The 18,142-nt window shown below is 66.7% G+C and carries 16 protein-coding genes and 1 tRNA gene; 9 read left to right on the top strand and 8 right to left on the bottom strand.

All coding sequences use genetic code 11. From position 1 onward, the window contains the following. Positions 1–517: 517 nt before the first annotated feature. Positions 518–1,405 carry an N-formylglutamate amidohydrolase gene (locus SR870_RS21510; protein ID WP_322515530.1) on the bottom strand — a complete coding sequence of 296 codons (888 nt, stop codon included), beginning with the start codon at positions 1,403–1,405 and terminating at the stop codon, positions 518–520. A 288-nt stretch (positions 1,406–1,693) separates the two neighbouring features. Here SR870_RS21510 and cpdR point away from each other — a divergent pair, with 288 nt between their 5' ends. Then, positions 1,694–2,053, top strand: a complete 360-nt coding sequence (cpdR, locus tag SR870_RS21515; protein ID WP_011443381.1) for a cell cycle two-component system response regulator CpdR — start codon at positions 1,694–1,696, stop codon at positions 2,051–2,053. 93 nt (positions 2,054–2,146) lie between these two features. Further along, positions 2,147–2,221: transfer RNA gene (locus SR870_RS21520), tRNA-Val, on the top strand. A 91-nt stretch (positions 2,222–2,312) separates the two neighbouring features. Here SR870_RS21520 and SR870_RS21525 read toward each other — a convergent pair. Beyond that, positions 2,313–2,921 carry a TetR/AcrR family transcriptional regulator gene (locus SR870_RS21525; protein WP_322515531.1) on the bottom strand — a complete coding sequence of 203 codons (609 nt, stop codon included), beginning with the start codon at positions 2,919–2,921 and terminating at the stop codon, positions 2,313–2,315. A 218-nt stretch (positions 2,922–3,139) separates the two neighbouring features. Here SR870_RS21525 and SR870_RS21530 point away from each other — a divergent pair, with 218 nt between their 5' ends. The 5 genes from SR870_RS21530 (at position 3,140) to SR870_RS21550 (ending at position 9,418) form a co-directional block, all read left to right on the top strand. Then, a complete protein-coding gene (locus SR870_RS21530) occupies positions 3,140–3,676 on the top strand; it encodes a 2Fe-2S iron-sulfur cluster-binding protein (RefSeq protein WP_322515532.1) in 537 nt (178 codons plus the stop codon). After that, positions 3,673–4,659: a xanthine dehydrogenase family protein subunit M gene (locus SR870_RS21535; RefSeq protein WP_322515533.1), complete on the top strand. Its 987-nt coding sequence runs from the start codon at positions 3,673–3,675 to the stop codon at positions 4,657–4,659. Before SR870_RS21530 ends, SR870_RS21535 begins: the two co-directional genes overlap by 4 nt. Positions 4,660–4,709: 50 nt before the next feature. Next, on the top strand, positions 4,710–6,989 hold the full coding sequence (locus SR870_RS21540) for a xanthine dehydrogenase family protein molybdopterin-binding subunit (protein WP_322518343.1): 2,280 nt from the start codon (positions 4,710–4,712) through the stop codon (positions 6,987–6,989). A 156-nt stretch (positions 6,990–7,145) separates the two neighbouring features. Continuing rightward, positions 7,146–7,898, top strand: coding sequence for an ABC transporter ATP-binding protein (locus SR870_RS21545; RefSeq protein WP_322515534.1), 753 nt, complete (start codon positions 7,146–7,148; stop codon positions 7,896–7,898). Next, positions 7,895–9,418, top strand: a complete 1,524-nt coding sequence (locus SR870_RS21550; protein ID WP_322515535.1) for a permease — start codon at positions 7,895–7,897, stop codon at positions 9,416–9,418. Before SR870_RS21545 ends, SR870_RS21550 begins: the two co-directional genes overlap by 4 nt. On the opposite strand, the gene SR870_RS21555 is transcribed toward SR870_RS21550, so the two are convergent. The 4 genes from SR870_RS21555 to SR870_RS21570 all read right to left on the bottom strand — a co-directional run bounded on the left by SR870_RS21555 (position 9,396) and on the right by SR870_RS21570 (position 12,272). After that, on the bottom strand, positions 9,396–9,545 hold the full coding sequence (locus SR870_RS21555) for a hypothetical protein (RefSeq protein WP_322515537.1): 150 nt from the start codon (positions 9,543–9,545) through the stop codon (positions 9,396–9,398). The genes SR870_RS21550 and SR870_RS21555 overlap by 23 nt on opposite strands. 162 nt (positions 9,546–9,707) lie before the next feature. Further along, positions 9,708–10,664, bottom strand: coding sequence for a DUF5996 family protein (locus SR870_RS21560; RefSeq protein ID WP_322515538.1), 957 nt, complete (start codon positions 10,662–10,664; stop codon positions 9,708–9,710). Between the two features lie 89 nt (positions 10,665–10,753). Next, on the bottom strand, positions 10,754–11,353 hold the full coding sequence (gene wrbA / locus SR870_RS21565; protein ID WP_322515539.1) for an NAD(P)H:quinone oxidoreductase: 600 nt from the start codon (positions 11,351–11,353) through the stop codon (positions 10,754–10,756). Between the two features lie 220 nt (positions 11,354–11,573). Further along, complete coding sequence (locus SR870_RS21570; RefSeq protein ID WP_322515540.1) at positions 11,574–12,272, bottom strand: pirin family protein; 699 nt, start codon at positions 12,270–12,272, stop codon at positions 11,574–11,576. A 136-nt stretch (positions 12,273–12,408) separates the two neighbouring features. Between SR870_RS21570 and SR870_RS21575 the strand changes: the two genes are divergently transcribed. Continuing rightward, positions 12,409–13,323, top strand: a complete 915-nt coding sequence (locus SR870_RS21575) for a LysR family transcriptional regulator (RefSeq protein ID WP_322515541.1) — start codon at positions 12,409–12,411, stop codon at positions 13,321–13,323. A 21-nt stretch (positions 13,324–13,344) separates the two neighbouring features. Here SR870_RS21575 and SR870_RS21580 read toward each other — a convergent pair whose 3' ends face one another. Next, positions 13,345–14,178 (bottom strand): protein-disulfide reductase DsbD domain-containing protein, encoded by an 834-nt coding sequence (locus tag SR870_RS21580; RefSeq protein WP_322515542.1) that lies wholly within the window; start codon positions 14,176–14,178, stop codon positions 13,345–13,347. A gap of 134 nt (positions 14,179–14,312) precedes the next feature. On the opposite strand from SR870_RS21580, the gene SR870_RS21585 reads away from it, so the two are divergent. Beyond that, positions 14,313–14,984 (top strand): YqgE/AlgH family protein, encoded by a 672-nt coding sequence (locus SR870_RS21585; protein ID WP_322518344.1) that lies wholly within the window; start codon positions 14,313–14,315, stop codon positions 14,982–14,984. Between the two features lie 270 nt (positions 14,985–15,254). On the opposite strand, the gene SR870_RS21590 is transcribed toward SR870_RS21585, so the two are convergent. After that, on the bottom strand, positions 15,255–18,131 hold the full coding sequence (locus SR870_RS21590) for an EAL domain-containing protein (protein ID WP_322515543.1): 2,877 nt from the start codon (positions 18,129–18,131) through the stop codon (positions 15,255–15,257). Positions 18,132–18,142: the final 11 nt, after the last annotated feature.

Consider the following 18,142-nt stretch of genomic DNA (forward strand, 5'->3'; position numbering starts at 1 on the left):
GAAACCCCGCCCGTCCGCCTCACTTATTATGCCGCATGATCCGCGGTCCAGAGGCTGAACCATCCGTGAAAGCGTCATTCACATTTTTCGGATGACGTTGCGATCGGTTCGTTTCTTGCCGGCGGGGCTTCGATTGTCACAGCGGGAACCCCGGCTTTTTTGTCGCATCCGCAGCGCGGGTATCGATTTCATCTCATTGATTTGGCACAAATAAATCGAATGTCGCCCGGTGCGTATCTGGTGCTCTGACATGCGTTTTTTGCATGGAAAACGGCTCAAAAACACTTGCGCTTTGTGCGCCGCGGTCGCATATTGTTGCGGTGCGGTAGCGCCTCGCGCTATCGCTGCCCTCCTTGGGCGTTTCCTCCCTAGACTTGGGCCGCTTGCCATCGCAAGCGGCCCTTTTTTCTTTTTGGGCTGCTTGGCTGTCAGGGCTTCTTGTCGGCGCCGCGCACGAGGCGCCCGCGCAATGTTCGGCGCGTCATGCGAGCGTTGCCGCGCTGGCGCATGATCGCTGTTATTCGGCTGCAGCCTGGAACGGCCCGAGATCGGCTTGCGGAATCGTGGCGAGTGCGTCGGCCAGCACGGTGAAATCCTCGGCCACGCGCTGGAAGCGCTCGCTGCGCTGGCGCAGCCGCTCGTCCATATAGATCGCGCGGTTGAGTTCGACCTGCACGGCGTGCAGGCCGTTCGCCGGATTGCCGTAATGTTCGGTGATGAAGCCGCCCGCATAGGGCTTGTTGCGGCCGACCGAATAGCCCCGCGCTGCCATCGTCTCCTCGACCACGCTGGCGATCAGCGGCGCGCAACTGGTGCCGTAGCGGTCGCCGATCACCACGTCGGGCCGCCGCGGTTCGTCGCGGGCGACGCCGGCCGACGGCATCGAATGGCAATCGACCAGAATCACCGTGCCCCAGGTCTGGTGGGCCTTGTTGATCAGCCGGCGCAGCGCGCGGTGATACGGCTTGTACAGCGTCTCGATCCGGCCGAGCGCGTCGTCGACCGGAATCCGCTCGCGATAGATCTCCTGGCCGTCGCCGACCACGCGGGGAATTGTGCCCAGCCCGCCGGCGACCCGCATCGAGCGGGTATTGGCGAAGCTCGGCAGCCGGCCGTGGAACATCCGCGGATCGAGCTCGTAGGGTTCACGATTGACGTCGATATAGGACCGCGGAAAATGCACGCGGGACACCGGGAAACCGCGGTCGTACAGATGGTCGATCAGCTCGTCCATGAACGAATCCTCGGAGCGCCGCAGCGCCTCGAGGTCGATCCGGGATGCGTTGAGGAAGGCGTTCGGATACACTGAACCGGAATGCGGCGAATTGAAAATGATCGGAGCGCGCCAGACCGCCGGCTCGGCAATCTCGAACGCGGGCGAGAATTCATCGTCGAACCCGGTCATCGTTGTCGGTCGTCCGTCAAATCCGCTGACCTCCGGCTGGCCCCATCCGTGCGATGATGTCTCGGCGAGATTGTCGGCGTTCGCCTCGGCGGTGCCAAGCAAAATCATTCCAAGTTGGGTCTAATGGCGGCCGCCGCGAAAAGTGCCTCGAATTGTTGCTTCCCGTGGTGATCGGGCGCAGGATTGATCGCACCTGCGAACCGCCCGCGGCGGAAATTTCACCCGAAATTTACCAAAGCCCCGTCTAACTGAATCGCAGTTCTCCCGTCCGGATCAAAGCCAGCAACCATGCACAAGATTCTCCTCGCCGAAGACGACAACGACATGCGCCGGTTCCTGGTCAAGGCGCTGGAAAACGCCGGATTTCAGGTCTCCTCCTTCGACAATGGCATGTCGGCCTATCAGCGGCTGCGCGAGGAGCCGTTCGAAATGCTGCTCACCGACATCGTGATGCCGGAGATGGACGGCATCGAACTGGCGCGCCGCGCCTCCGAACTCGACCCCGACATCAAGATCATGTTCATCACCGGCTTCGCCGCGGTTGCGCTGAATTCCGATTCGGAGGCGCCGAAAAACGCCAAGGTTCTGTCCAAGCCCGTCCATCTGCGGGAATTGGTCAGCGAAGTGAACAAGATGCTGGCCGCCTGATCGCGGTCCGGAATCCCCGCTAAATCCTGCTTTGGTGTCCTTGCCTGTCCGGCGCGAAGCCGATATAGGGACGCCACCCGTACAGACGACCAAGGGCGCGTAGCTCAGCGGGAGAGCACCTCGTTGACATCGAGGGGGTCACAGGTTCGATCCCTGTCGCGCCCACCATCCTCGGATGGACCACCCGTCGCCAAATCAGCCCACATCCGGCCAGACCGAATCCCGTCACGGGTCGCGGGTTTCGTTGCGCGGCGACGCGTCAATCGCCGGCTTTGGCCGCCTTGCCTGCGCCGTAGCGCAGCCCGTCGATCAGCAGCGCGACCATGCGGCTCGTATGGTCCGGATCGCCGCCGGGCGCCGAGGTGCAGAGCTGCGCCACCGCCTTCAGCAGATCGAACGGTTCGATGTCGCGCCGGATTTCGCCGGCCGCACCGGCCGCATCCAGCAGCGACTGCAGCGCCGGGCGTAGCCGCTGCTCGAAATAGGCCGGCAGGCTGTCATAGGCCGGGTCGCCCGAATACAGCGCCGCGGCGAGCCCGCGCTTGGTGGCCACGAAGTCGACATAGCGCTGCATCCACAGGCTGAGCGCCTCGAACGGCGGATGCGAGGCGGCCAGCTCCGCGGCCGCCTCCGCGCAGGCATCGACCCCGTTGCGAAACACCGCCACGATCAGGTCCGACCGCTGCGGGAAGTGGCGATACAGCGTGCCGATCCCGACGCCGGCCTTCTCGGCGATCTCCCGCACCGGAGCTTCCACGCCGGAGGTCGCAAACACCGTCAGCGCCGCGTCGAGCAGCGTCTTCAGATTGCGCTGCGCATCCGCGCGGACCCGCCGCGGCGTGCCTTTCGGCGGCGGCTTTTCGGACACGAGAATACCTCTTGATAAACGGAACAATGTTCCGTATAAGCAGTTGCCGGTCCGTTATCTCACATCGATGCCTGCCGGGCTACGCGGCATCGGTGCCGGCAACTCAGGCCCCGAACCAACAAGCCGCTTCGCGGTTAGCGCTTTTTCCGTCCCGTGCAGCGATGCGGCGGATGCCGCCGTTTGCGCTTTTGTATCAAAACATCCTCGAAGGAGACCACATGACCGCCGATCGAAGTGCTGCATCAGCCGGATCGATCCGGATCAATGGAGTCGACTGCCCGGTCCCGTCCGATCCACGCGTCTCCCTGCTCGATCTGCTGCGCGAGACCCTGCATCTGCACGGCACCAAGAAGGGCTGCAACCAGGGCGCCTGCGGAGCCTGCACCGTGCTGGTCGACGGCGAGCGCATCGTGTCGTGCCTGTCGCTCGCCGTCCAACACGCCGGACGCAGCGTCACCACAATCGAAGGCCTCGCCGACGCGCACGGGCTGCACCCGCTGCAGCAGGCCTTCATCGACCACGACGGCTTTCAATGCGGCTATTGCACGCCGGGCCAGATCTGCTCCGCGGTCGGCATGGCGGCCGAACTCCAGCGCGGCGTGCCGAGCCACGTCACGGCCGATCTGGCGGACGAGTTCATCCCCTTCACCCACGACGAAATCCGCGAGCGGATGAGCGGCAATCTGTGCCGCTGCGGCGCGCATAACGGCATCATCGATGCCATCAGCGAAACCTATGCGGAGGCGGCGGAATGACTCCTTTCGATTACTCCCGGGCGGGCGACGTCGCCGCCGCGCTGCGCATCGGCGCCGGCGTCCAGACCAAATTTCTCGGCGGCGGCACCAATCTCATCGATCTGATGCGCGAGACGATCGAGCGCCCGACGGCGCTGGTCGACATCACCGGTCTGCCGGCGGAGATCACCGAACGCGACGACGGCGGCCTGCTGATCGGCGCCGCGGTGCGCAACACCACGCTCGCCGAGCACCGCGCGGTGCGCACGCGCTATCCGATGCTGTCGCGCGCGATCCTGGCGGGCGCCTCGGCGCAGATCCGCAACATGGCGACGGTCGGCGGCAATCTGCTGCAGCGGACGCGGTGCACCTATTTCTACGACGACGCCGGCTCGCGCTGTAACAAGCGCCATCCGGGCCAGGGCTGCGATGCGATCGACGGCTTCAACCGCAACCACGCCATCCTCGGCGCATCGGATTCCTGCGTCGCGACGCATCCGTCCGACATGTGCGTCGCGCTCGCGGCGCTCGATGCGGTGGTGCATCTCCAGGGCAATGGCGGCGAACGCGCGCTGCCGCTGGTCGAACTGCATCGTCTGCCGGGCGATCGGCCCGACCTCGAGACGATGCTGCAGCCGGGCGAACTGATCACCGCGATCGAACTGCCGGCGCAGAAGATCGCCGCGCGCTCGACCTACCGCAAGGTCCGCGACCGTTCGAGCTACGCGTTCGCGCTGGTGTCGGTCGCGGCCGCGCTCGACATCGAGGGCGATACGATCAAGGACGTACGGCTGGCGCTCGGCGGCGTCGCCCACAAACCCTGGCGTGCTCATAAGGCCGAGCAGGCGCTGCGCGGCCGCGAGCCCAACGCGGAGACGTTCCGCGCCGCGGCCGAGGCGGAGCTCGCCGACGCCGTGCCGCTTCGCGACAACGCCTTCAAGATCGAGTTGGCTAAACGCACCATCACCGCCGTTCTCGGCGAACTTGCAGGAGATGCCCGATGAGCATCGTCAACGAAGCCAAGCAGGCGGTTCGAGGCGCCGTGCAGGACGTGATGGAGAAGGCCGTCGCGCTTGCGCCGGATAGCTGGATGCCGGGCGGCGAGCCTGATCCGCTGAGCCGCGCCAAGCACGGCTCGATCGGCGCGTCGGTGCCGCGGATCGACGGCCCGCTGAAGGTCCGCGGCGCCGCGCCGTTCGCGGCGGAATTCGCGCTCGACGGCATGCTCTATGCCGCGCTGATGTTCGGTACCGTGCCGAAGGGCCGGATCGCGACGCTCGACACGACGCAGGCGGAGCAAGCGCCCGGCGTCGTGCTGGTGATGACCCATCGCAACGCGCCGCGGATGGCGCCGATGCCGCTGTTCATGACCGCCGAGAAGGCCGGCGGCGGCGACAATCTGCCGATCATGCAGGACGACCGCATCCACTGGAACGGACAGCCGATCGCATTGGTGCTGGCGGAAACGCAGGAGCAGGCCGATCACGCGATCTCGCTGATCCGCGCCACCTACGAGGCCGAGGCTGCGGTGACCAGCTTCGGCACCGCGAAGGCCAGAGGCACCGAGCCCGGCCTGTTCATGGGGCAGCCGCTCAAGACCGAGAAGGGCGATGCCGAAGCCGCGCTCGCCAAGGCGCCGGTCCGGGTCGATTGCCGCTATTCGACGCCGCGGCACAATCACAATGCGATCGAGCCGCACGCCGCCACGGTGGCGTGGGTCGGCGACAGGCTGATCGTCCACGACGCCTCGCAGGCGGTGCATCACACCGCATGGTCGCTCGGCCAGATCTTCGGCATTGCCGAGGAGCAGGTCCACGTCACCTCGCCGTTCGTCGGCGGCGGCTTCGGCGGCAAGTGCCTGTGGCAGCATCAGGTGCTCGGCGCCGCGGCGGCCAAGCTCGCCGGCCGGCCGGTGCGCATCGCGCTGTCGCGCGAGGGCGTGTACCGGCTGATCGGCGGCCGCACCCTCACCGAGCAGCGTTTCGCCATCGGCGCCGATCCCGACGGCCGCTTCGTCTCGCTGATCCACACCGGCACGGTGGCGACCGCGCGGCAGAATGCGTTTCCCGAGCCGTTCATCCTGCCGACGATGAGTAGTTACGGTTCGCCGAACATCAAACTCGACGTCGAGGCGGTCAATCTCGACATGCTCGCCAACACCTTCATGCGGGCGCCGGGCGAAGCGGTCGGCACCTTCGCGATGGAATCGGCGATCGACGAGATGGCGGTGGCGCTCGGCATGGATCCGGTCGAACTGCGCATCCTGAACCAGCCGGAAGAGGATCCGCTGAAGGGCACGCCGTTCTCGGCCCGCCACATCGCCGAGGCCTGGCGCGCCGGCGCCGAGCGCTTCGGCTGGTCGAAGCGCAACCCGACCGCCGCCAGCGTTCGCGACGGCGAGTGGCTTGTCGGCATCGGCTGCGCCACCGCGACCTATCCGTATCATCGCATGCCCGGCGGCGCCGCGCGGATCACGCTGACCCTCGACGGTTCCGTCAAAGTCGAAATCGCCGCGCATGAAATGGGCATGGGCACCGCCACCGCCCATACCCAGGTCGTCGCCGACCGCCTCGGCCTGTCGCGCGATCAGGTGAATTTCGCTTACGGCGACTCGCTGATGCCCGGCGTCGTGCTCGCCGGCGGCTCGCAGCAGACCGCGTCGATCGGCGCCTCGGTGATCGCCGCGCATCACGTGCTGATCGCGGAACTGCTCAAGCTCGCCGGTAACGACTCGCCGCTGGCGGGCCTCAGCGCCGACGAGGTCGGCACGGTGAATGGCGGCCTCGCCAAGCTCGACGATCCGTCGCGGCACGAGAGCTACGTCTCGATCCTCACCCGTTCGGGCCGCGATCACGTCACGGCCGAAGGCAGCGCCTCGGCGCCGCTCGAGACCATGCACTGGTCGATGCACTCGTTCGGCGCGCTGTTCTGCGAGGTCGGGGTCAACAGCGTCACCGGCGAAACAAGGGTCCGGCGCTTCCTCGGCTCGTATGATTGCGGCCGCATCCTCAACCCGAAGACCGCGGCGAGCCAGTTCCGTGGCGGCATCATCATGGGCCTCGGGCTGGCGCTGATGGAGGAGACGCAGTTCGACGACCGCAACGGCCGGATCATGAATCCGAGCCTCGCCGAGTATCACGTCCCGGTGCATCTCGACGTGCCGGCGATCGACGTGATCTGGACCGACATCCCGGATCCGCGCGCCCCGATGGGCGCCCGCGGCATCGGCGAGATCGGCATCACCGGCGTCGGCGCCGCGGTCGCCAACGCGATCTTCAACGCCACCGGCAAGCGGATTCGCGACCTGCCGATCACGCTCGACAAGCTGATGTGAGGCAGCCCGCGCCGCCGGCCTGCCAGCGACCCGCCGACCCTCGAGGCTCGGTTCCAACGGCCTCCCTCGCGGAGGCCGTTGCGGTTTCCGGAAGCGGATTCATCGCGGCGAAACTTCTGGCCTCCATGCTGTGGGCGCGATAGCGACGGGGGTCACATGACCGGATCGACCGGTAGTGCGCTGGAATTGCGGGGGCTTTGCAAGGCTTACGACCGCCCGGCGGTGGACCGGCTCGACCTCACGGTGCGCGCCGGTGAGTTCTACGCGCTGCTCGGCCCCAATGGCGCCGGCAAGACCACCACGCTGCGGATGGTCGCGGGGCTGCTGAAGCCCGACGCCGGGTCGATCCACGTGCTCGGCATCGATGCGCTGGCCGATCCGGTCGCCGCCAAGCAGATCGTCGCCTGGGTCTCCGACGAGCCGATGATCTACGACAAGCTGACGCCGCTGGAATATCTCGCCTTCGTCGCCGGCCTGTGGGGCTGCGATCCGGACGTGGCGGAGATTGCCGCGAACCGGTTGCTCGACGAACTCGGCCTCGGCGCGCACATGCACCAGCGCTGCGAAGGGTTTTCCAAGGGCATGCGGCAGAAGGTGGCGCTGGCCGGCGCGCTGGTGCACGAGCCGCGGCTGATCATCCTCGACGAACCCCTGACCGGCCTCGATGCGGTGTCGGCGCGCCGCGTCAAGGAGATCCTGCAGGATCGGGTGCAGGCCGGCGCCACCGTGATCATGACCACGCACATTCTCGAAGTCGCCGAGCGGATGGCGGACCGCATCGGCGTCATCGTCGCCGGCCGCCTGGTCGCCGAAGGCACGCTCACGGAGTTGCGCTGCCAGATCGGCGAGGGCGATTCCAGCCTCGAAGACATGTTCGTCGCGCTGGTCGGTGGCGAGGCGGCGGCATGAGCGCGGCGACGCTCGCAGGCTTCGCGGGTCACGACATCAGGCTGGCCTGGCGCGATTTCGCCGCGACGATGAGCGCCGGCCGGCGCGGCCGCGCCCGCTACGTCTTGCTGGCGCTCGTCGTGTTCGTGGCGATTCTGCATCTGCCGGCCTGGGCAATGGTCGGCAGCTACGCGGGCCTGACGCAGGACGCAGACCGCGCCAGCCTGATCGTGATCGCCGCGACGGTGGCGCTGAGCTGGCTGCTGATGCTGTCGCAGGCGATCGAGTCGGTGACGCGGGTGTTCTACGCCCGCGCCGATCTCGATCTGATCATGTCGTCGCCGGTGCCGCTCGAACGCGTGTTCTCTGTGCGGATGGCGGCGATCGCGCTGACCGTCACTGCGATGGCGCTGCTGTTCGCAGCCCCGGTGGTCGACGTTCTGGCGCTGGCCGGCGGCGCGCATTGGCTGAGCGCGTTCGGTGTCGTCGCGGCGATCGGCGTCTCGGCATCGGCGATGGCGATCCTGCTCGCCGTCGCGCTGTTCCGGCTGATCGGGCCGCGGCGGACGCGGCTGGCGGCGCAGATCCTGTCGGTGGTGATCGGCGCCGGCTTCGTGATCGGGCTGCAGGTCGCGGCGATCCTGTCGACCGGGACGCTGTCGCGTTTCACGTTGCTGACCTCGGACGCTGTTGCGGCCTGGGCCCCGGCGATGAGCAGCGTGCTGTGGTGGCCGGCGCGGGCGGTCCTCGGCGACGGCATTGCGCTCGCGGCGTTGCTCGGCGCCAGCCTGGCGCTGCTCGGGCTGGTGATGATTCTGGTCGCGCCGATGCTCGGCGATCTGGTGGTCGACGTCGCCAGCGTCGCCGTGACGACGCGTAAGGGCAAAGGCGGACGGTTCCGCCGCCGCTCGCGTCAGCAGGCGCTGCGGATCAAGGAGTTCACGCTGCTGCGGCGCGACCCCTGGCTGGTGTCGCAATCGCTGATGCAGTTGCTCTATCTGATCCCGCCCGCGCTGCTGCTGTGGCGCAGCTTCTCGGACAGTTCGGGCGCCGTCGTGCTGATCACGCCGGTGATCGTGATGGCGGCGGGACAGCTCGCCGGCGGGCTGGCGTGGTTGACGATGTCCGGCGAGGACGCGCCCGATCTGGTCGCCACCGCGCCGCTGCCGCCCTCGGCGGTGATGCGGGCACGGATCGAAGTGGTGCTGATGGGCATCGCGCTGGTGGTGACGCCGCTGTTGCTGCCGCTGGCCTGGCTGTCGCCGCTGCAGGCGCTGGTCACCGCGGCGGGCTGTGCGATTGCGGCGACGTCGGCGACGGCGATCCAATTGTGGTTCCGGGTGCAGGCGCGGCGCAGCCAGTTTCGCCGGCGTCAGACATCGTCGCGGATCGCCACCTTCGCCGAAGCCTTCGTCTCGATCGGATGGGCCGCGACCGCGGCGCTGGCCCTGACGATTCCCCTGGTCGCGCTGATCTCGGCCGCATTCACGCTCGGCGTGCTCGCGCTGACCTGGAGCTTCAGTCCGCGTCGGGCGGCGTGACGCCGGTGCAATCGCGGCACTGCCGCTTGCCGTGCGTGGCGATGCTCAGGCTCTTGCAGACCAGCCGCTTGGCCATCGCCTGCAGCGGGCTGCGCGCAAGCTGAAGCATGAAATACATTTCGATCATCAGTCCATCTCCGAAGGTCGTTCGCAGATGGCAACGGCGGGCGGTGAGTAAAAGTGCCGCAGCCGGCGCATCAGCCATGCAAAAGTAGATGCATCTGCATGAAATAGGCGCAACGTCACTCGGCGACGTGGCGGGCGTCGCCGATGGCGGCGCCCTCGATGATCACGTCAACCGGCGAGGGATGCCGGCGCGTCCGAGCGAATCGTCCAGCATGGCACGATCCCAATTCCCTGAATCGGCCGCCGCGTCGTAGGTGCTTTGAAGGAAGTCGAGCAGCGCCTGGTCCGGGTCCTGCGCGGTGCGCACCGCGTCATAGGGCAAGATGAATTCGCCGAGCTTCTCATCGTAGAACGCCTCCGCCGGCCGCACTTTCGCCGCGCGAAACCCCTCCGGCGCCGGATAGGCGTAGGAATAGAACGCCGGGTAGTCGATGCCGCCGCCGCCGGGCCAGAAGCCCGCGCTGCTGACCTCGTGCGAATAGGCCTCCTGCGCGATCTCGTCGGCGAGATAAGGCACCCCGCCCGGATGCAGCGGCGCCGTTCGTCCGGAAAATCGGGTCACGGCGAGATCGAAACTGCCCCAGAAGAAATGCACCGGGCTGGCTTTGCCGAGAAAGCCGGTGCGGAACTGTTTGAAGACGCGATCGATCTGTACCAGCGCCTGAAAGAACCGCCGGACCGCGTCACGATCGTAGCCGGCATGGACACGGTCTTCGGAGAACCGCAGCGGGGACGGCAATTCGCACGGCCACTCGTCGATGCTGACTTCGATGCCGAGCTCGGCGAGCGCGGCCGTCACCGCCGCGTAGAACTCCGCGACCGGTTGCGGCGCCAAATCCAGCCGGCGTGTATCACCATCGCTGGTGCTGATGATCAGCGCGTGGTCGATGAAGTCGAAGTCGATCTGGAACGTGCGCGCACCGTCCGGGATCGGCGAGGTCGTCAACCCGCGCGTGGTGAGATAGAGCCCGATGTGCCAGGAGTGATTCTGCCATGGCGTATTGGCGAGCCGGATCTTGCCGACGATCTGCGTCCACAGGTGTAGAGTCTCGCTGGTCGCACGCCAGTCCGGATAGGGCAGAGCGGGCCACGCGTCGACTTTGATCGGTGTTTCAGCCATCTGGGGCTCCTCCGTCGCATCCTGTTTGTGGAACTGAGGGCGAGGCGCCGTGGCGGCGCCTCGCGATCCTGGACGACAAGTGGTGCCGATCAGCCGTGCAGCTTGATCGCGGTCTCCGCAATGGTCTTGCCCTGATAGCGCGCGCCGGCGAGTTCGTTGGCGCTCGGCTGCCGCGAGCCGTCGCCGCCGGCGATCGTGGTCGCCCCATAGGGCGCACCGCCGGTGATTTCGTCGAGCGTCATCTGGCCGGCGAAGCCGTAATTCATGCCGACCACCACCATGCCGAAATGCAGCAGGTTGGAGATGATCGAGAACAGCGTCGTCTCCTGGCCGCCATGCTGGGTCGCGGTCGAGGTGAAGGCGCCGCCGACTTTGCCGTTCAGCGCGCCCTTCGCCCACAGGCCGCCGGCCTGATCGAGGAAATTGGACATCTGCGACGCCATCCGACCGAACCGCGTACCGACGCCGATGACGATCGCGTCGTAATTGGCGAGGTCGTCGATGGTGGCGACCGGCGCGGCCTGATCGAGCTTGTAATGCGACGCCTTGGCGACGTCCGGCGGCACCAGCTCGGGCACGCGCTTGATATCGACCGACGCGCCGGCCTCGCGCGCGCCTTCGGCGACCGCATTCGCCATCGTCTCGATGTGGCCGTAAGCCGAATAGTACAGAACAAGAATTTTCGCCATGGGAGTCTCCGTTGGGGTGGGTGATTGTGGTAATGAGGTGATCGGTGGGGTCGAGTGATTAGTTAGCCGTCATGGCCGGGCTTGACCCGGCCATCCATCCCGTTCGCAAGGACTCTTCCGAAGAGAGATGGATGCGCGGGTCAAGCCCGCGCATGACGCCTGTGGGAGGCAGCGACGCCATGCCAACGCACGGCGTCGCTTCGGGTTTGCGGCTGCAGCGTTACGCCGCGTCGACCAGCACCAGCTCGGAATCCTCGAGCGCGGTGATCGTCAGCCTGGATTCGTCGCGGATCGCGGCGCCGTCGCGGGCACCGACCCGCACGCCGTTGACCTCGACGCTGCCCGCCGCCGGCACCAGATACAGATGCCGCGCCTTGTCGACGGCATATTCGGCGCTCTCACCGGCCTTCAGCGTGGTTGCGAGCACCCGCGCATCGGCCCGGATCGGCAGCGCGTCGTTGTCGCCCTTGATGCCCGAGGCGATGGTCACGAGCTTGCCGGAGCGGTCGGCCTTCGGAAACGGCTTCGAGCCCCAGGTCGGCTGGCCGCCGCCTTGCGTCGGCTCGATCCAGATCTGGAAGATCCGGGTGGTGCCGGGCTCCAGATTGTATTCCGAATGCCGCACGCCCGAGCCCGCGCTCATCACCTGGACGTCACCGGCTTCGGTGCGACCGCGGTTGCCGAGCGAGTCCTCGTGGGTGATGGCGCCGTCGCGGACATAGGTGATGATCTCCATGTCGCGATGCGGATGCGGCGGAAAGCCGGTGTTCGGGGCGATCTCGTCGTCGTTCCAGACCCGCAGGGCGCCGTGCCCCATGTTGTCGGGGTCGTAATAGCTTGCGAACGAGAAGTGATGCCGCGCCTTGAGCCAGCCGTGGTCGGCGCCGCCCAGTTTGTCGAAGGGACGAAGTTCGATCATGGGAATTCTCCCTGGTTTGGCGCCCGCGTCGGCGCCGGGTGAGTGGTTGGGTATTGGAATAGTGGTCCGCTTGCGTTTCAGAAATAGAAATGATTGAAACTCATTGTTTCTGAAATTGACCTTGTTCGAGGCTGCGATGACCAAGCTGCCGGATTTCGAAGCGCTGGCGATTTTCGCCAAGGTCGTCGAACTGCGTTCCTTCGCGGCCACCGCGGCCGAACTGGCGCTGTCCAAGGCGACGGTGTCCAAGGCGGTGACGCGGCTCGAGGCCCGGCTCGGCGCCCGGCTGTTCAACCGCACCTCGCGCCGGCTGGCGCTGACCGACGCCGGCACACGGCTGGCCGAGCGCGCCGCGCAATTGCTGGCCGACGGCGAGGCGGCGGAGAGCGAGGCGCTGGCGCAGTCGGCCGCGCCGCGCGGCCTGGTGCGGCTGGCGGTGCCGATGACGTTCGGCGTCAAGGTGATCGCGCCGCTGCTGCCGGACTTTCTCGCCGCCTATCCGGGAGTCTCGATCGATCTGCATCTGTCGGATGCGATGGTCGATCTGATCGGCGAGGGCTTCGACGCCGGCGTGCGGATCGCCTCACTGCCGGATTCGTCGCTGGTGGCGCGGCGGCTGTGCGCGATGCCGCGCTACACGGTGGCATCGAAGGCCTATCTGGCGCAGCACGGCCGCCCGACCCATCCGATGCACCTCGCCGAGCATCGCTGCTTCGGCTACGCCTATTTGTCGACGCCGAATGTCTGGACCTACACCAATGCGGCGGGCGAGCAGGCGTCGGTGCGGCCGTCCGGTCCGCTCCGGGTCAACAATGGCGAGGCGCTGCTGCCCGCGGTGATCGCCGGTCTCGGCATCGCCGATCTGCCGGAATTCATCGTCGGCGACGCCATCGCTGCCGGCGACGTCGAGGTGATCCTGCAGGGCTGGCGGCAGCGCGAAGGCTCGGTGCATCTGGTGATGCCGCCTGGCGGGCCGCGGCCGGCGCGGGTCGAGGCGCTGGCGGCGTTCCTCGCCGACCGGCTGGCGCAGAAGCGCCGCCCGCCGCGCTGAACGGATCGCGACGCGCCCGCCTCAGTTCAGATTGACGTTGAACTCGTAGGATTTGTCGGGGGCCACCAGCGTGAATTTGAGCGCTGCGCCTTCCGCATGGGCGCCGGGCGGCAGACCTTCGAGGGGAAACGTGAAGCGTTGCACGGCCTCGGGCGCATTCGGAGTCCGTTTCGGGATCGGCAGCGCCCAGTCGGGCGTCGGGCCTTCGACGAACAGGCTCACATTGCTGGCCGGCGGCGCGACGACATCGACCCACACTTCGGTATCGCCTCGCATCACGACGTCGCGGATCGTCACCGGATTGGGATCGCCGACATTGGCCGGGACCGGCACGGTATCGATCGCTGCGGCGAGCGCGCCGTCCTGCGTACTGGCGACGTTGTTGAAGGCGAGTTCGGGATTGGCTTCGACCGGAACGCACAGCTTCTCACACACCGCGTAGCTGATCGCGGCGCGCAGCGTCACCGGCTTGTCGGCATTCTTCGCCACAATGCGTAGCGGCAGGACGACCTGTGACTTGTAGCCGAGCGAGGTGCCGCCCGCGCCGTCGGGGAACGCCGTCGGCGCCGGCCACAGGATCGTCACCGCCTCGACATTGTCGGACTTGGAGAAGTCGAACCGCGGCGGAACGCCGGAGTCGCCCGGGGTTCGCCAATAGGTTTTCCACCCCGGCTGCAACTGGAAGGCAATGCCACCCAGCAGCACCGCGCCGCTGCGCGATCCGGCGAGCAGCCGCACCGCCGAGTGCGCTTCACCGACCCATGGCGAGGCATCGTCGGCGCGAGCGCCGCCGATCGTGGAGACGACGAGGAGAGCGGAGAGCAGGGCCGCGCGGAGCGGAACGATTGCGATCATGTGACGTATTTACGCACTCGGACCAGGAAGAACCACTGAATAGGCTGTGATTTCGTACAGGTCCTGTGGCGACTGGTTGATTGACAGGATTGGCACCCAATATCAGGATAACGACGCAACGCGAGGATCCCCTGATGGCGACTAAGTCCAAAAGACCCAAGTCAGGCGAAAAATCAGGCAGGGAGCATGGTGGCGCAGGGTTCAGCGACGCGGGACCGATCGAGCACGGCAACTATCTCGATGGTCAGTTGCTGATCGCGATGCCGGTGATGGAGGACGAGCGCTTCGCGCGGTCGGTGATCTACATCTGCGCGCATTCGTCGGAAGGCGCGATGGGCATCATCGTCAATCGCCCCGCCGGCAGCATCGATTTTCCCGAATTGCTGGTGCAACTCGACATCGTCGAGAAGCCCGAGCAGATCAAGCTTCCGGATCATGCCGAGTCCATGAAGGTATTGCGGGGCGGGCCGGTCGAGACCGGCCGTGGCTTCGTGCTGCATTCGAGCGACTTCTTCATCAAGGACGCGACCTTGCCGATCGATGAAGGCATTTCTCTGACCGCGACCGTCGACATCCTCAAGGCGATCGCCAGCGGCGCCGGGCCGAAACACGCCATCCTCGCGCTCGGCTATGCCGGCTGGGCGCCGGGCCAGCTCGAGACCGAGATCCAGGACAATGGCTGGCTGCATTGCGACGCCGACGCCGATCTGGTGTTCGGCGACGACATCGAAGAGAAATACGACCGCGCTCTGCACAAGCTCGGCATCGAGCCGGGCATGCTGTCGGCGGAAGCCGGCCACGCGTAGTTCGCGTCGCCGCTCGCGCTCACACACTCCCGTCATCGCCCGCGAAAGCGGGCGACCCAGTATTCCAGAGCGTTTCGGTCGAACGCAGCCTCTCCGCCGTACTGGATCCTCCGCTTTCGCGGAGGATGACGGTGCTTGTGAAGATGCTGCTGTGTCACAACAACTTGCCGTCATACGCGGGCTTGACCCGCGTATCCATCTACCCAGCACGAAGCTCGTTTCCAAAGTGCGATGGATTGCCGGGTCAAGCCCGGCAATGACAGTCCGAAATCAGCTCGCCGCTTCCAGCCGCTCTTCGGTCAGCAGCCGCATCGCGGCGTCGGCGTCCATCGGTTCGCCGAAGGCGAAGCCCTGGGCGTATTCGCAGCCGAGCTGATACAGCTCCACCGCATCCGAATCCGTCTCGGCGCCTTCGGCGACGACGTCCATGCCGAGGTCGTGCGCCAGAGCGATGATCGATTTCAGGATCACCGGGCGGGTGCCGCGGCTGGTGGTGCGGACGAACGACTGGTCGATCTTGATGGTGTCGAACGGGAACCGCTGCAGATAGCTCAGCGACGAATGGCCGGTGCCGAAATCATCCAGCGACAGGCCGGTGCCGAGTTCGCGGATCCGCGTCAGCATCTGCGCCGCATGCTCCGGATTTTCCATCACCAGCGATTCGGTGAGTTCGAGCTTCAGCGTGCCGCGGGCGATCGAGGAGCGCGACAGCACGGTGCGGATGTCGTGGAGCAGGTCGTGGCGCAGCAATTGCCGCGACGACACGTTGACGCTGGCGAAGATCGGCTCGCGCGAGCGCATCGCGCGCTGCCAGATCGCGAGCTGCTTGGCGGTCTGGTCCATCACGAACATGCCGAGCTCGACGATCAGGCCGATCTCCTCGGCGATCGCGATGAATTCGGAGGGCGCCATCCGCCCGAGCTTGGGATGATCCCAGCGCGCCAGCGCCTCGAAGCCGGCGACCGAGCGATCCTCCAGCCGGACGATCGGCTGATACAGGATGGTGATTTCCTGCCGCTCGATGGCGCGGCGCAGTTCGGATTCCAGCGTCAGCCGGTCCGACTTCCGCGCCCGCATCGCCGGCTTGTAGACGTCGATGCGGTCGCCGCCGATGCGCTTGGAGTGATACATCGCCAGTTCGGCGTCCTTGATGATTTCGTCGGAGAGCTGGGTCTGCGGATCGCTCAGCGCCAGCCCGATCGAGGCGGTGAGGAAGATCTCGCGATCGTTGAAGGCGATCGGCGCCTTGATGGTCTTGCGGATGGTCTCGGCGAAGGCGGTGATCTTGGCGGGGTCCTGCTCCGACAGCAGGATCAGGCCGAACTGGTCGCCGGCGATCCGCGCCAGCGTGTCCTGCGGCTTGAGGATGCGGGCGAGCCGTCGCGCCAATGTCAGCAGGATCGAATCGCCGACCGCGATGCCGACGGAATCGTTGACTTGCTTGAAGCGGTCGAGGTCGATCACCATCAGCGTCGGCCGCAGGTTCGGCATCGTCTTGGCGAAATTCGCCACCGCGCCGAGCCGGTCCATGAACAGCTTGCGGTTCGGCAGGCCGGTCAGATTGTCGTGCACCGAATCGTGCAGCATCCGCTCTTCGGCGTTCTTGGCCTCGGTGACGTCGGTCAGCGTGCCGACCACGCGGGTGACTTCGCCGTCGGCGCCGACCACCGGCCGCGCCTTCAGGGCGAACCACATGAAGTGCCCGTCCGGCGTGCGCAGCCGGAAATGCTGGGTCAGCCGCCCGCGGCGCTGATCAAGCACGCTGTCGAGCGCCGCGCGAAAACGATCCTGATCGAGCGGGTGCAGCACTTCGAGCCAGGTCGCGGCCGAGCCTTCCAGCGCGCCGCGCTTTAAGCCCAGCAGGGCCTCGGTCTCCGGGCTGGTGAACACCTTGTCGGCGGAGACGTCCCAGTCCCAGATCAGATCGCCTGAGCCGATTAGCGCCAGCGCCCGGCGCTCGACGTCGGAGACCACGCCGCCGGTCGAGCCGGAGCCGGCGAAAGCGTGCTGCATCACCGTGAAGCCGATCAGCATCACGATCAGCACCAGGCCGCCGAGCAGCGCCGGGCCGACGATGTCGTTGGTCACCGAGCCCGCCACCGCCATGCCGGAGGCGATCACCCAGATCACCAGCAGGAACCAGGTCGGGATCAGCAGCACCGCACGATCGAAGCCGTGGGTCGACAGATACACCACCAGCCCGAAGCCTGCGAAGGCGATCAGCACCAGCGACATTCGTGCGATGCCGGAGGCGACCGCGGGGTCGAACAGCGCCAGCGCCACCAGCGAGCCGAGGAAGGCGAGCCAGCCCAGCGTGATGTGCGAGTAGCGCACGTGCCAGCGGCTGAGATTGAGATAGGCGAACAGGAACACCAGCAGCGTCGCCGCGAGGATCGCTTCGCCGGAGGCGCGCCACACCCGCTCGGCGCCCGCCGACATGTCGAACACCTTGCTCCAGAATCCGAAGTCGATGCCGATATAGACCAGCACCGCCCACGCCAGCGCCGCCGCGGCCGGGAACATGATGCTGCCCTTGACCACGAACAGAATGGTCAGCACCAGCGCCAGCAGGCCCGAAATGCCGATCACGATGCCCTGGTACAAGGTGAAGGAGTTGACCTTGTCCTTGTAGGCCTCGGGCTCCCACAGATAGAGCTGCGGCAGCTTGTCGGTGCGCAATTCGGCGACGAAGGTGATCACCGAGCCGGGGTCGAGCGTGACGCGGAAGATGTCCGCGGTGCCGGAGTCCTGCCGCTCGGGCCGGTCGCCGGTCGACGGCGTGATGGTGGCGATGCGCGACAGGCCGAGGTCGGGCCAGAACAGCCCGGACGACACCATCCGATAATGCGGCGCGACGATCAGGCGGTCGAGCTGGTCGTCGGTGTTGTTGGCGAGCGCGAACACCACCCAGTTCTGTCCGCCCTCGCGGGCGCGAACCTCGACGCGGCGGACGATGCCGTCACTGCCCGGCGCGGTAGAGATCTGGATGCGGTCGGTGTCGCTGCGCTGGTGGTCGAGCACGCCGGTGAGGTCGATCGCGGGCGCGTCGCTGCGGACGCTGACGGCGTCGAGCGCATGTGCCTGCGGGGCGGCCGCAATCATCATCAAGCCGAGCGCCAGCAGCGCAAGGCGTCGGATCAGACGCAAGTCAGTTCTCC

This window comes from Rhodopseudomonas palustris (assembly GCF_034479375.1).
GTDB classification, from domain to species: domain Bacteria; phylum Pseudomonadota; class Alphaproteobacteria; order Rhizobiales; family Xanthobacteraceae; genus Rhodopseudomonas; species Rhodopseudomonas palustris_M.